9 protein-coding genes are annotated in these 14,077 nt (G+C 65.8%); 7 read left to right on the top strand and 2 right to left on the bottom strand.

Annotated features, from left to right (window positions below; all coding sequences use genetic code 11):
* Positions 1-5 precede the first annotated feature (5 nt).
* Both zwf and gnd read right to left on the bottom strand, forming a co-directional pair.
* Positions 6-1,511 carry a glucose-6-phosphate dehydrogenase gene (zwf, locus tag ABE528_RS11740; protein WP_346653031.1) on the bottom strand — a complete coding sequence of 502 codons (1,506 nt, stop codon included), beginning with the start codon at positions 1,509-1,511 and terminating at the stop codon, positions 6-8.
* Entirely contained in the window at positions 1,511-2,491 is a 981-nt protein-coding gene (gene gnd / locus ABE528_RS11735; protein WP_346653030.1) for a phosphogluconate dehydrogenase (NAD(+)-dependent, decarboxylating), read from the bottom strand. The genes zwf and gnd overlap by 1 nt, the downstream gene beginning before the upstream one ends.
* Before the next feature lie 204 nt (positions 2,492-2,695).
* Between gnd and ABE528_RS11730 the strand changes: the two genes are divergently transcribed.
* The 7 genes from ABE528_RS11730 to glgX all read left to right on the top strand — a co-directional run bounded on the left by ABE528_RS11730 (position 2,696) and on the right by glgX (position 14,064).
* Positions 2,696-2,863: a DUF6026 family protein gene (locus tag ABE528_RS11730; RefSeq protein ID WP_346653029.1), complete on the top strand. Its 168-nt coding sequence runs from the start codon at positions 2,696-2,698 to the stop codon at positions 2,861-2,863.
* A gap of 519 nt (positions 2,864-3,382) precedes the next feature.
* Positions 3,383-4,942, top strand: coding sequence for a glycogen synthase GlgA (gene glgA, locus ABE528_RS11725; protein ID WP_346653028.1), 1,560 nt, complete (start codon positions 3,383-3,385; stop codon positions 4,940-4,942).
* A gap of 13 nt (positions 4,943-4,955) precedes the next feature.
* Positions 4,956-6,698, top strand: a complete 1,743-nt coding sequence (gene treZ, locus ABE528_RS11720; RefSeq protein ID WP_346653027.1) for a malto-oligosyltrehalose trehalohydrolase — start codon at positions 4,956-4,958, stop codon at positions 6,696-6,698.
* Positions 6,695-8,764 (top strand): 4-alpha-glucanotransferase, encoded by a 2,070-nt coding sequence (malQ, locus tag ABE528_RS11715; RefSeq protein WP_346653026.1) that lies wholly within the window; start codon positions 6,695-6,697, stop codon positions 8,762-8,764. The genes treZ and malQ overlap by 4 nt, the downstream gene beginning before the upstream one ends.
* Complete coding sequence (locus ABE528_RS11710) at positions 8,761-11,535, top strand: malto-oligosyltrehalose synthase (protein WP_346653025.1); 2,775 nt, start codon at positions 8,761-8,763, stop codon at positions 11,533-11,535. The genes malQ and ABE528_RS11710 overlap by 4 nt, the downstream gene beginning before the upstream one ends.
* Before the next feature lie 14 nt (positions 11,536-11,549).
* Entirely contained in the window at positions 11,550-11,819 is a 270-nt protein-coding gene (locus ABE528_RS11705; RefSeq protein WP_346653024.1) for a DUF2934 domain-containing protein, read from the top strand.
* A gap of 91 nt (positions 11,820-11,910) precedes the next feature.
* Positions 11,911-14,064 carry a glycogen debranching protein GlgX gene (gene glgX, locus ABE528_RS11700; RefSeq protein ID WP_346653023.1) on the top strand — a complete coding sequence of 718 codons (2,154 nt, stop codon included), beginning with the start codon at positions 11,911-11,913 and terminating at the stop codon, positions 14,062-14,064.
* The last annotated feature ends 13 nt before the right edge of the window (positions 14,065-14,077 follow it).

Raw genomic sequence — 14,077 nt, 5'->3', positions numbered from 1 at the left:
TGGCGTCACCCCAACTTGTGCCACTCACGCTTGTCGCGAGTCAGCAACTCAGTGCCAGCTTCAGGGCCATCCTCGCCCGCCGGGTACTCATGCACCTCGCCGCCCTGGGCCCAGGCATCGAGAAACGGCTGTACCGCGCGCCAGCCGTTCTCGATGTTGTCGGCCCGCTGGAACAAGGTCTGGTCGCCGGTCAGGCAGTCGTAGATCAGCGTTTCGTAACCGGTGGCCGGGGTCATCTTGAAGAAGTCCTTGTAGGCAAAGCCCAGCTCGATGTTCTCCATCACCAGCTCCGGCCCCGGCCGCTTGGCCTGCAGGTCGAACCACATGCCTTCGTTGGGCTGGATCTGGATCTTCAGGTAATTGGGCTTGGGCCGCTCCAGCTCCGACTCGCGAAACTGCGCGTAGGGCGCCGGCTTGAAGCAGATGGCGATCTCGGTGTCGCGCACGCTCATGCGCTTGCCGGTGCGCAGGTAGAACGGCACCCCGGCCCAGCGCCAGTTGTCGATCATCACCTTGAGCGCCACGTAGGTTTCGGTCTGGCTGTCGGGGGCGACGTTGCTTTCCTGGCGATAGCCCGGCAGCGGCTTGCGGCCCTGCTTGCCTGCCACGTATTGACCCCGCACCGAGTTCTTCAGGGCCATCTTCGCCGTCCAGGGGCGGATGGCACCGATCACCTTGGCCTTCTCGCCTCGCACGGCATCGGCCCCAAACGCCGCCGGAGGCTCCATCGCCACCATCGCCAGCAGCTGGAACAGGTGGTTGGGCACCATGTCGCGCAGGGCACCGGTGGTGTCATAGAACGCGCCGCGGGTCTCGACACCGACCGTCTCGGCGGCGGTGATCTGCACATGATCGATGTAGTGGTTGTTCCAGAACGACTCGAACAGGCCGTTGGAGAAACGGCTGACCAGAATGTTCTGCACCGTTTCCTTGCCCAGGTAATGGTCGATACGGTAGATCTGCCGCTCGCTCATCACTTTCAACAGGCAGGCGTTGAGCGCCTCGGCACTGGCCAGGTCGGTGCCGAAGGGCTTCTCCACCACCACACGCCGGAAGCCACCGGCCGACTCGTCGAGCAGCCCGGCTTCGCCCAGGCGCTGAGCCACCTCGGGGAAGAAACGCGGCGAAGTGGCCAGATAGAAGATGGCGTTGCCGTGGCGGGTTTTCTCGATGCGCTTGGCCAACGCCGCATAGGTCGCCGGGTCGAGGAAGTCTCCGGTCTGGTAGTCCAGGTGCTTGGCCAGACGTGCCCAGAGCGTTTCGTCGAGGCACTTGGCAGCGCCCTCGCCGCCTTTGTCGCGCGCCTGCATGAAGGCATGCAGGCGCTCGGCGAATTCATCGGCCGTGGCCGGGTTGTGGTCAACGCCGACGATGCGCAGGTTGCGGTCGAGCAAACCGTCACGGCTGAGGTTGTAAAGCGCCGGCATCAGCAGGCGCTTGACCAGGTCACCGTTGGCGCCAAACAGGAACAGCGTGCAGGGCGGAGCAGCAGGAATGGTCTGTTTGGTCATCAATCTTTTTTCTCGACGTGGCCACCGAAGCCCAGGCGCATGGCCGAGAGAATCTTGTCAGCATAGGTGCCCTGCTGCTGGCGCGAGCGGAAGCGGGCGAACAGCGCGCTGGACAGCACCGGTACTGGCACCGCCTGTTCGACGGCGGCGTCGATGGTCCAGCGGCCTTCGCCACTGTCGGACACCGAGCCACTGAACTGCGCCAGCTGCGGGTCGGCCACCAGCGCATCGGCGGTGAGGTCGAGCAGCCAGGAGGTGACCACGCTGCCACGGCGCCAGACCTCGGCGATCTCGGCCACGTTCAGGTCGAAGCGCTGGTCTTCCGGCAGTTCGTTGCCACCCTTGCTGCGCAGCAGGTCGAAACCTTCGGCGTAAGCCTGCATCAGGCCGTATTCGATACCGTTGTGCACCATCTTCACGTAGTGCCCGGCGCCGGGCGGGCCGGCATGGATATAACCATGCTCGGCACGGGCGTGCTCACCGCTGCGGCCGTGGGTGCGCGCAATGTCGCCGACGCCTGGTGCCAGTGCCTTGAACAATGGCTCAAGGCGCTCGAACACCGCCGTCTCGCCACCGATCATCATGCAGTAGCCACGGTCCAGGCCCCACACACCGCCGGAGGTGCCGACGTCCAGATAATGCAGGCCGCGCTTGCCCAGTTCGGCCGCACGGCGCATGTCATCCTTATAGAAGGTGTTGCCGCCGTCGATGATGGCATCGCCCGGTTCCAGCAGCTCGGCCAGCTGGGCAATGGTCTGCTCGGTGGGTTCACCGGCCGGCAGCATCACCCACACCGCGCGTGGCGCCTTGAGCTTCTGCACCAGCGCGCCAAGGTCGTGGGCACCCTGGGCGCCCTCGCCTTCCAGCCCGACGATGGCATCACGGTTACGGTCATGGACCACGGTGCGGTGGCCGGCGCGCATCAGCCGCCTTGCAATATTGCCGCCCATGCGGCCCAGCCCGACGATTCCCAATTGCATGAGCCGATGCTCCCCTTACGAAATGGATGACAAACACAGTTCAACTTTTCAGATTAGTCCAGCACGGCGCCCGAGGGTTCAGCGACGAACGGCGTGACAACGTTAAACAAAAAAGTTCCCATGGGCAGCGAAAGAATTCAGAATGCGCGCCGCGTGAAGCGTCTACGCTTTAACTGTCACCAGCCAAAACCGCGAGGTGTGCTCATGGGTACCTTGATGCCTGCTACTCCAACCCAGACCCTCTATGTCTCCGTGCGCCGCGATGAGCTGCGCAAGTTGAAGGACGAACGTGACCAGCTGCGCCAGCAGGTCGCTCAATTGCACATGCTGCTGGAACAGGCGCGTGGCGACGGCAAAATCGTCAGCCTCTGATTCATCCCCTTCCCTAGTGGGAGCTTCGCGCTCCCACACTGCTGAAATCCCGCCCCATCATGGTGCATGAAACGCTGGCCAGCCACCCCATGGCGCACGCGTCAAACAGCCTTGCCCCACCCTCGAACAGCCCTGTTCATATCCGGTCACACACGCCAACGTTTGCGTCTATCTCGCGTCATAACGAAAGTGACCAGTGGGTCACCTTTTTATCTCCGGCTCTCCTACACTCAGGTTTCGGCCCGCCATTTGCTCAGAGGAAGAGCGACGTAAAAAAGTCGAACTTTTGGAAACGGTGGTGGGTCAGCAACTAAGTAGGCCAAATGCAATAGGACTTCCTTCGCAAGGCCCGACCCCAACCAGCCCAATCGCCTTCGGCCGGAATGCTGATCGCGTTGTGCCTGCGCGCACGACTTCGGGGCATGGATAGCTATACGCAACTATCGAATCAGAGAGAACCCGCACGAGATAACACCAAGGGTGCCAGCACCCTGCCAACACTTAGGGACGGAGAGAAGTATGATCAGTGCCGCTGTCGAGCCTCACGTAGATTCATTCAACCCGGACAACCGCGATCCGCTCACCCCGGACTTCGCCAAGACAGGCACGGCACCCGGCGCCCAGCGCCAGCACAACCCGAACAAGCGCAAGATCCTGTTCGTCACCTCGGAGATCGCCGACCTGGTCAAGACCGGCGGCCTTGGCGACGTTTCTGCGGCGCTGCCGCGCGCCTTGGCGCACCTGCACGATGTACGGGTGCTGATCCCCGGCTACCGCCAGGTGATGGAAAGCGACAACCCGATTCATATCGTCGGCGAGCTCGGCGGCCACGCGGCCCTGCCACCGTGCAAGATCGGCCGCATGGACATGGCCGACGGGCTGGTCATCTACGTGCTGATCTGCCCCGAGCTGTACCAGCGCGACGGCACCCCCTACGGTGCCAACAACGGCCGCGACTGGCCCGACAACCACATCCGGTTTGCCCGCCTGGGCCTGGCCGCAGCCGAGATTGCTGCAGGCGAAGGCAGGATCCACTGGCAACCCGAAGTGGTGCATGCGCATGACTGGCCTGCCGGCCTGGCACCGGCCTACATGCACTGGCGCGGGCTGAACACGCCAACCTTGTTCACCATTCACAACCTGGCGTATCAGGGCGTCTACAGCCGCGGCTGCAGCCCCGAGCTGGCTATCCCCGACCATGCCATGCAGCAAGAAGGCATGGAGTTCTACGGCAAACTGTCGTTCCTCAAGGCCGGCCTTGCCTACTCCAGCCACATCACCACGGTCAGCGCCACCTACGCCCAGGAAATCACCACGCCGGAATTCGGCTGCGGGCTCGATGGCTTCCTGGCCAGCAAGGCCCAGCAAGGCCTGCTCGGCGGCATCCCCAATGGCATCGACGAAAGCTGGGACTCGGCCACCGACCAGCACCTGCAGCACAACTTCAGCATCAACGACTGGGACGGCAAGGCACGCAATACCGCCGAAGTGCGCAAGCTGTTCGAACTGGAGCCGTGCGAAGGGCCGCTGTTCGCCGTGGTCTCGCGGCTGGTCTACCAGAAAGGCCTGGACCTGACCCTGGGCGTTGCCGACTACATCGTCGAGCAAGGCGGGCAGATCGCGATCATCGGCCGCGGCGAGCCGGAAGAAGAACAGGCCATGCGCGAGCTGGCCCTGCGTCACCCTGGCCGCATTGGCGTGCGCATCGGTTTCAACGAAACCGACGCCCGGCGCATGTTCGCCGGCAGCGACTTTCTGCTGATGCCTTCGCGCTACGAGCCCTGCGGCCTGAGCCAGATGTATGCCCAGCGCTTCGGCTCGCTGCCGGTGGCGCGCAACACCGGCGGCCTGGCCGACACCATCGAGAATGGCGTCACCGGCTTCCTGTTCGATGAGTCGACCGTCGAGAGCTACCGCGAAGCGCTGAGCCGCGCCTTCTACACCTATGGCAAGAAGGACTTGCTCAATGCCATGCGCTGCCTGTCGATGACCCAGCCGTTCAACTGGTGCCAGGCGGTGGAACCCTATGCCCGCCTCTACGAGGACCTGGTCAAGCAGGCACACCTGAGCCATTACTGAGCGGGGTTCGAAGATGCACAGACATGGCGCACACCTCCTGGACGCCACGTCGGCGCGCTTCGCCCTATGGGCGCCAGATGCGCGCAGCGTGAGCCTGGAACTGGAGCAGCAGCCCGCCATCGAGCTGCAGCCCGAAGACGACGGCTGGTACACGGCGGTTGCCGCGTGCCAGGCCGGCGACCGCTATCACTACCGCATCGACGGCACACTGCAGGTGGCCGACCCAGCGTCGCGCTATCAGCCCGAAGGCGTGCATGGGCCGAGCCAGGTGGTGGATGTCGGCGCCTACGCCTGGCAGCACCCCTGGCAAGGCCGGCCTTGGCACGAAGCGGTGATCCAGGAGCTGCACGTCGGCGTGCTCGAAGGCTACCAGGGCGTCGCCCGGCAGCTGCCCAGGCTCGCCGAACTGGGCATCAGCGCCATTGAGCTGATGCCGCTGGGCCAGTTCCCCGGTGAGCGCAACTGGGGCTACGACGGTGTGCTGCCCTTTGCACCGCAACACAGCTACGGCAGCCCCGAGCAGCTGTGCGCGCTGGTGGATCACGCCCACGGCCAGGGGCTGATGGTGATGATCGATGTGGTCTACAACCACTTCGGCCCTGACGGCAATTACCTGCACCAGTACGCCAGCCCGTTCTTCCGCGAAGACCGCCAGACGCCTTGGGGCGCCGCCATCGATTTTCGCCGCCGCGAGGTGCGCGAGTACTTCATCCAGAACGCCCTGATGTGGCTGTGCGACTACCGCTGCGACGGCCTGCGCCTGGATGCGGTGCATGCCATCGACCAGCCCGACTTCCTGGTCGAGCTGGCGCAACGGGTGCGCGCCGCCGTCGAACCTGGCCGGCACGTGTGGCTGGTGCTGGAGAACGAGCACAACCAGGCCTCGCTGCTCGAACAGGGTTTCGATGCGCAGTGGAACGACGACGGCCACAACGCCTTGCATGTGCTGCTGACCGGTGAAACCGAAGGCTATTACGCCGACTATCAGGAACAGCCCATCGACAAACTGGCCCGCTGCCTGTCCGAAGGCTTCGTGTTCCAGGGCCAGGCCAACCGCCACGGCACACCACGCGGCGAACCCAGCGGGCACCTGGCGCCGAGTGCCTTCGTGCTGTTCCTGCAGAACCATGACCAGATCGGCAACCGCGCCCTGGGCGAGCGCCTGACCCGCCTGTGCCCGCCAGCGGCCTTGCGTGCGGCCACCGGCCTGTTGCTGCTGGCACCGATGATCCCGTTGCTGTTCATGGGCGATGACGATGGCAGCTGCCGGCCGTTCCTGTTCTTCACCGACTTCCACGATGCGTTGGCCGATGCCGTGCGCGAGGGCCGCCGGGGCGAATTCGCCCACTTCAAGGCGTTCACCGATGCCGAGCAGCGCGAACACATACCCGACCCCAATGCCCAGCAGACCTTCGAGGCATCGCGGCCGCAAAACAAGGAGGTCCTCGCCGGCTGGCATGGCCTTTACCACCAGCTGCTCGACCTGCGCCAGCGTCACATCATCCCCCACTTGCCCGGCAGCCGCGCCCTGGGCGCGGAGGTGCTGGGCGACAAAGCCCTGACCGCACGCTGGCGCCTGGGTGATGGCAGCACCCTGCGCATCGACCTGAACCTGGCCGCCGCGCCGCAGGCAGTGGCACTGCCCGCCGCAGAACGGCGCCTGTTCGACAGCAGCGACACCACCCACCCAGATACTGCGCTGTCCGCCTACAGCTGCGTGGTCAGCCTGTTTCCACCTGGCCAGGAGCACCCATGAGCGAAACCGCCTTGCACCGACTGGCCGCCCGCGTAGGGCTGGCCCGCGACTGGATCGACGCTAACAACCGGCCGCAGCAGGTCAGTGACGAGGTCCTGCGCAAGGTCCTCGAAGGCCTGGGCCATCCCGCCGACGACGAGGCTGCCATCCAGGCCAGCCTGCAGGCCGTGGAGGCCGCCGAGGACGCCGAACACCTGCCCCCGCTGATCACCGCCGACCTTGACCAGCCGCTGCCCTTGCGGCGCTACTTCCCGCCGGGCAGCGCCGTGCGCTGTACCTTGGAAAGCAACCGCCTGCAGTACCTGACCCTCGATGCCCAAGGCAACCTGCCCGGCGGGCTGCCGGTGGGCTATCACCTGTTGCAGATCAACGACCGCAGCTTCACCCTCGCCGTGGCACCGCCGCGCTGCTACAGCCTGGCCGACGCCGTCAGCGAACCGCCGCCACGCTGCTGGGGCCTGGCGGTGCAGCTCTACAGCCTGCGCCGCAGCGGCGATGGTGGTTACGGTGACTGCCTGGCCCTGGAACAACTGGCGCGCAGCGCCGCCGAACGCGGCGCCGATGCCCTGGCGATCAGCCCGATCCATGCCCTGTCGGCCGCCGACCAGCAACACTACAGTCCCTACTCGCCGTCCAGCCGCCTGCTGCTCAACACCCTGTACGCCAGCCCCGGCACGCTGCTGGGCGAGCGTGCCGTGCGCATGGCGATCGAAGCCTGTGGCCTGGAGCAGGTGCTCGAAGACCTGGAGCAGCGCCCGCTGGTGGACTGGCCCCGCGCCGCCGACGCCCGCCTGCGCCTGCTTGAAGCGCTGTACCAGGACTTCAGCCAGGCCGACCACCCGCTGCGCAAGGACTTCGACAGCTTCCGTGAGGCCCGCGGCCAGGCCCTGGAACACCACTGCCGCTTCGAAGTGCTGCAGGCGCAAGCCGTCGAACACGGCCTGGGCGCCGACTGGCGCAACTGGCCCAGCACCTGGCACGACCCGTACCACCCGGAAGTCGAAGCCTTCGCCAACGCCTACCCAGCCAAGATCGAATTCCACGCGTTCTGCCAGTGGCTGACCGAACGCAGCCTGCAACGCGCTCAGCACGCCGCGCGCAGCAACGGCATGGCTATCGGCCTGATCGCCGACCTGGCAGTGGGTGCCGACGGTGCCGGCAGCCAGGCCTGGAGCCGCCAGGACGAACTGCTGGCCAACCTCAAGGTCGGCGCCCCACCCGACATACTCAACCGCTCGGGCCAGGACTGGGGCATCTGCGCCTTCTCCCCCGAGGGCCTCAAGCGCAACGGCTACCGCGCCTTCATCGAAATGCTGCGGGCCAACCTGGCCCATGCCGGTGGCCTGCGCATCGACCATGTGATGGGCCTGCGCCGGCTGTGGCTGATCCCCCGTGGCTGCAAGCCCGACGAGGGCGCCTACCTCGACTACCCGCTGCAAGACTTGCTGCGCCTGCTGGCCCTGGAGTCGGTGCGCCACCAGGCGATCATCCTCGGCGAAGACCTCGGCACCGTGCCCGAAGGCCTGCGCGAGCAGCTGGCGGCCAAGGCCGTGCTGGGCATGCGCGTGCTGCCTTTCGAGCAGACCCAGCCCGGCCACTTCAAGCCGATCCTCGACTGGCCGGACGACGCCCTGGCCACCACCGGCACCCACGACCTGGCGCCACTGGCCGGCTGGCTGCAAAGCCGCGACATCGACTGGAGCCAGCGCTTGCAACTGATTGACGCCGCCACTGAATTGCATTGGCGCCACGCACGGCAGAAGGAGTGCGAAGGCCTGCGCCGCACCCTGGAAGCCAACTACGGCCCGCAAGCGGACAACGACGCACTGATCGATGCCGCCATCCGCTACGTCGGCCACACCCGCGCCCCGTTGGTGCTGATCCCGCTGGAAGACCTGCTTGGCAGCGACGAGCAGCCCAACCTGCCCGGCACCACCAGCGGCCACCCCAACTGGCGCCGGCGCTTCGCCGCGCCGGTGCGCCAACTGCTCGACGACGAAGACGCCGCACGGCGCCTTGAACTGCTGGCCCAGGCCCGCGAACAAGCCTGGGAGCGTGACCGATGAAGCCACTGACAGCGACGCTGCGCCTGCAATTTCACAGCGACTTCAGCCTCGATGACGCCGTGCCACTGGTGCCGTATTTCGCCCAGCTGGGCATCAGCCACCTGTATGCCTCGCCGATCCTCAAGGCCCGCGCCGGCTCGCGCCACGGTTACGACGTGGTCGACCCGACCTGCGTCAACCCTGAGCTCGGTGGCGAGGCAGCGTTGCAACGGCTGGTGGCTGCGCTGCGCCAGCATGGCATGGGGCTGATCCTCGACACCGTGTCCAACCACATGGCCGTGGGCGGCGCCGACAACCCCTGGTGGCAGAGCTTGCTGGCCTGGGGCCGACGCAGCCCCTATGCGGAGTTCTTCGACATCCAGTGGCACTCCAGTGACCCACTGCTGGCCGGCCAGTTGCTGCTACCGTTCCTTGGCAGCGACTATGGCGCGGCGCTGAAGAACGGCGAAATCCCGCTGCAGTTCGACAAGCAATCGGGCTTGTTGCAGATCGCCCACTATCAGCACCGCTTCCCGATCTGCCCGCTGGATTATGGCTGGATCCTCGCGCAGAGCCCTGAGCCTGCGCTGAAGGCCCTGGCCGAGCATTTCACCGCGCTGCGCGAGGCGCCTGAGCCACTGGCAAACGCCCTGCCCCTGCACGCCGAACTGGCGCGCCTGGTGCGTGAAGGCGCGGACCTGGCGTCGGCCCTGGACGCCTTCGACAGCCGCAGCGAACCCGGCTTCAAGCGCCTGCACCTGCTGCTTGAACGCCAAACCTATCGCCTGGCCAGCTGGCGCACCGCCGCCGATGACATCAACTGGCGGCGTTTCTTCGACATCAACGAACTGGGCGGCCTGCGGGTGGAGCGTGCCGTGGTGTTCGAGGCGACCCACGCCAAGCTGTTCGAGCTGATCGAACGCGGCCTGGTGGACGGCCTGCGCATCGACCATATCGACGGCCTGGCCGACCCGCGCGGCTACTGCCGCAAGCTGCGTCGCCGGGTCGACAGCCTGCTCGCCAGGCGCCCGGTGCAGGCCGCGCTGGAGCACTTCCCGATCTACGTGGAAAAGATCCTCGGCGCCGATGAACACCTGCACCGCGACTGGCTTACCGACGGCACCACCGGCTACGAGTTCATGAACCAGGTGTCGCTGCTGCAGCACGACCCGGCCGGCGAAGCACCCTTGACCGGGTTGTGGGCCACGGTCAGCGAGCGCCCCGGGTTCCCCGAGGAAGTGCGCCAGGCGCGTCACCTGGTGCTCAACGCCAGCCTGGCCGGCGATTGCGAGTCCGTAGCCCAGGCCCTGTTGCAGGTCGCCCGCGACGACCTGATGACCCGTGACCTGACCCTCGGCGCGATCCGCCGCGCACTGCAGGCGCTGGTTGCGCATTACCCGGTGTATCGCACCTATTTCAACGCCTGCGGGCGCCCGGCCGAGGACGAACGTTTCTTCCAGCAGGCCCTGGCCAATGCCCGCCAGGACCTGGGCGAAGCCGACTGGCCGTTGCTCGACCAGCTTGAGCAATGGCTCGGCGGCCAGCCCTGGCGCCAGATGCCACCGGGCCGGCCACGCAAGCACCTGCGCCATGCCTGCGTGCGCTTCCAGCAGCTCACCGCACCCAGTGCCGCCAAGGCCGTGGAGGACACCGCCTTCTACCGTTCGGCACGGCTGCTGTCGCGTAACGACGTGGGCTTTGAGGCCGAGCGCTTCAGTGCCAGCCCCGAACATTTCCACAACGAGGCCCAGCGGCGTCTGCGCGATTTCCCCGACAACCTGCTGGCCACCGCCACCCACGACCACAAGCGTGGCGAGGACAGCCGCGCCCGCCTGGCCGTGCTGAGTGAGCGCGGGCCCTGGTTCGCCAGCCGTGTGGAGCACTGGCGCGAGCTGGCCGCACCGCTGCGCGAGCAACTGGATGACGGCGTGGCGCCCAGCCCAGGCGACGAACTGCTGTTATGGCAGACGTTGCTGGGCAGCTGGCCATTGACCCTCGACCTGCACGACGACAACGCGCTGCGCCAGTACGCCGAACGCATCCGCCAATGGCAGCAGAAGGCCCTGCGCGAAGCCAAGCTGCGCAGCAGCTGGAGCGCGCCGAACGAGGCCTACGAGGCAGCCTGCGCCGCCTATGTCGACGGTGTGCTGCTGGATCGGCAAAACCAGCAACTGCGCCAGTCGCTGGCCGATGCCGCACAACTGATCGCCTGCCCCGGCGCCCTCAACGGCCTGGTCCAGAGCCTGCTGCGCATGACCGTGCCGGGTGTGCCTGACCTGTACCAGGGCAACGAGTACTGGGATTTCAGCCTGGTCGACCCGGACAACCGCCGTGCCGTGGACTACGCTTGCAGGCGCCGCACCCTGGACGATGCCACCACGCCCGGCGAACTGCTGGCGCACTGGCGCGACGGCCGCATCAAGCAGGCTCTGATCGCCCGGTTGCTGGACTGCCGCCAGGCCCATGCCGAGCTGTTCCGCCGGGGCGCCTACCTGCCCCTGAACGTGCAAGGCCGGCATGCCGACCAGGTCATCGCCTTCGCCCGCCTGGGCGAAGAGCAACGCGTCATCGTCGTCGCCCCGCGCCTGGCCAGCGGCCTGCTCGGCGGCGCCACTACACCGTTGATCCCGGCACAGAACTGGGACGACACCCGGGTGATCCTGCCGTTTGCCTTGTCGCCTGCCACTTGGACTGGACTTTTTGGCGGTGCCGCTGTCAGCCCTACAAGGGAGCTGATGTTGAGCGCGGTATTGGCGGAATTCCCAGTCAACCTGTTGATTGAACATGCATAGCATTCAGGAGCGTCGTGATGAGTGTCGAAGAAAAACGAGTACGCGAATTTGCTTACCAGATCTGGGAATCGGAAGGTAAACCAGAGGGCCAGGAGGAACGGCACTGGGACATGGCACGCAAGCTTGCCGAAGCCGAAGCACTGGCACCCAAGGCAGCGCCGCGCAAGCGGGCACCGGCCAAGCCCAAGGTAGCGGCCGAGCCGAAGGCTGCGGCGTTGCCTGGGGCTATCAAACCAACGGCCACCAAGAAGCCAAGAGCCGCGAAAAAGCCTACTGCCGGGTAAGCCCGTGCCGGCACTTTCGCGGCTAAAGCCGCGAAAGGGCCGCTGCAGGTCCCCGTATTATTCCCTCCATGACGGCCAATCGAGGATTGCCATGAGCCCGCGCACCCCAAAGAAAACCCGCTCCGTCGCCCCAACGCGCATCCGCGAAGGCCAGCCCTTTCCCCTTGGCGCGACCTGGGACGGCCTGGGGGTCAATTTCGCCTTGTTTTCGGCCAATGCCACCAAGGTCGAGCTGTGCCTGTTCGACTCCACCGGCGAGCAGGAACTCGAGCGCATCGAGCTGCCTGAGTACACCGACGAGATCTACCATGGCTACCTGCCTGATGCTCATCCGGGGCTAGTCTACGGTTACCGCGTGTACGGCCCTTACGAGCCGGAAAACGGCCACCGCTTCAACCCCAACAAACTGCTCATCGACCCCTATGCCAAACAACTGGTCGGCAGCCTGAAATGGTCCGAGGCGCTGTTCGGCTACACCATCGGCCACCCCGATGGGGACCTGTCGTTCGACGAGCGCGACAGCGCGCCTTTCGTGCCCAAGTGCAAGGTCATCGACCCGGCCTTCACCTGGGGCCGCGACCAGCGCGTGCAGGTGCCTTGGGAGCGCACGATCATCTATGAAGCCCACACCCGCGGCATCAGCATGCGCCACCCGGCGGTACCGGAAGCACTGCGGGGGACCTTTGCCGGCCTGGCCAACGATGAACTGCTCAAGCACATCAAGGACCTGGGCGTGTCGAGCATCGAGCTGCTGCCCATTCACGCCTTCGTCAACGACCAGCACCTGCTGGACAAAGGCCTGAACAATTACTGGGGCTACAACAGCATCGCCTTCTTCGCGCCACACCCCAAGTACCTGGCCAGCGGCAAGATCGCCGAGTTCAAGGAGATGGTCGCGCACCTGCACGACGCCGGCCTGGAGGTGATCCTTGACGTGGTCTACAACCACACCGCCGAAGGCAACGAACGCGGCCCGACGCTGTCCATGCGCGGTATCGACAACGTCTCGTACTACCGCCTGATGCCCGACGACAAGCGCTTCTACATCAACGATTCCGGCACCGGCAACACCCTCGACCTCAGCCACCCGCGGGTGCTGCAACTGGTCACTGATTCACTGCGCTACTGGGCTGGCGAAATGCGCGTGGACGGTTTCCGCTTCGACCTGGCAACCATCCTAGGCCGCTATCACGACGGCTACAGCGAGCGCCACGGTTTCCTCGTGGCCTGCCGCCAGGACCCGATGCTCAGCCAGGTCAAGCTGATCGCCGAGCCCTGGGACTGCGGCCCTGGCGGCTATCAAGTCGGCAACTTCGCACCGGGCTGGGCCGAGTGGAACGACCGTTTCCGCGATACCGCACGGGCCTTCTGGAAAGGCGACGAGGGCCAGCTGGCCGACTTCGCCGCCCGCATGACCGCCTCGGGCGACATGTTCAACAACCGTGGGCGCCGGCCATATTCCTCGGTCAACTTCATCACCGCCCACGACGGTTTCACCCTGCGCGACCTGGTGTCGTACAACAGCAAGCACAACGAAGACAACGACGAGAACAACCAGGACGGCACTGACAACAACCTGTCGTGGAATTGCGGCGCCGAGGGCCCGACCGATGACCCTCAAATCAATGCACTGCGCATGCGCCAGATGCGCAACTTCTTCGCCACGCTGCTGCTGGCCCAAGGCACGCCGATGATCGTCGCCGGCGACGAGTTCAGCCGCACCCAGCACGGCAATAACAACGCCTACTGCCAGGACAGCGAGATCGGCTGGGTCAACTGGGACCTGGACCAGGAGGGTGAAGCGCTGCTGGCCTTCGTCAAGCGCCTGACCCGCCTGCGCCTGGCCTACCCGGTGCTGCGCCGCTCGCGCTTTTTGGTGGGGGATTACAATGAGGCGATCGGGGTCAAGGACGTGACCTGGCTGGCGCCGGATGGCAGCGAGATGAGCGTGGAGCAGTGGGAAGACCCGCACGGCCGTTGCCTGGGCATGCTGATCGATGGCCGCGCCCAGGTCAGTGGTATCGCACGGCCCGGGTCGGAGGCGACCATGCTGCTGATCTTCAACGCGCACCATGATGTGGTGCCGTTCCTGCTGCCGGCCGTGCCGGAAGGCGACTACTGGAGCTGCCTGATCGACACCGACCGGCCGGAGATGCGCAAGCCGCCACACCTGCAGTTCGACAGCACCTTCGAGGTCAAGGGGCGGTCGTTGCTGCTGATGGTGTTGCAGCGCGAGGAAGAATGAACCGGAACAGGCG

This window comes from Pseudomonas sp. TWI628 (assembly GCF_039673865.1).
In the GTDB taxonomy this organism is placed as follows: Bacteria; Pseudomonadota; Gammaproteobacteria; order Pseudomonadales; family Pseudomonadaceae; genus Aquipseudomonas.
The sequence above is the reverse complement of the archived record's forward strand: the minus strand, read 5'-3'. Positions and strand labels throughout refer to the sequence as shown.

Coding starts and splice junctions, on each gene's coding strand:
- ABE528_RS11710 (WP_346653025.1), top strand. CDS start 8,761: ATGAAGCCACTGACAGCGACGCTGCGCCTGCAATTTCACAGCGACTTC.
- ABE528_RS11730 (WP_346653029.1), top strand. CDS start 2,696: ATGGGTACCTTGATGCCTGCTACTCCAACCCAGACCCTCTATGTCTCC.
- glgX (WP_346653023.1), top strand. CDS start 11,911: ATGAGCCCGCGCACCCCAAAGAAAACCCGCTCCGTCGCCCCAACGCGC.
- gnd (WP_346653030.1), bottom strand. CDS start 2,491: ATGCAATTGGGAATCGTCGGGCTGGGCCGCATGGGCGGCAATATTGCA.
- treZ (WP_346653027.1), top strand. CDS start 4,956: ATGCACAGACATGGCGCACACCTCCTGGACGCCACGTCGGCGCGCTTC.
- glgA (WP_346653028.1), top strand. CDS start 3,383: ATGATCAGTGCCGCTGTCGAGCCTCACGTAGATTCATTCAACCCGGAC.
- zwf (WP_346653031.1), bottom strand. CDS start 1,511: ATGACCAAACAGACCATTCCTGCTGCTCCGCCCTGCACGCTGTTCCTG.
- malQ (WP_346653026.1), top strand. CDS start 6,695: ATGAGCGAAACCGCCTTGCACCGACTGGCCGCCCGCGTAGGGCTGGCC.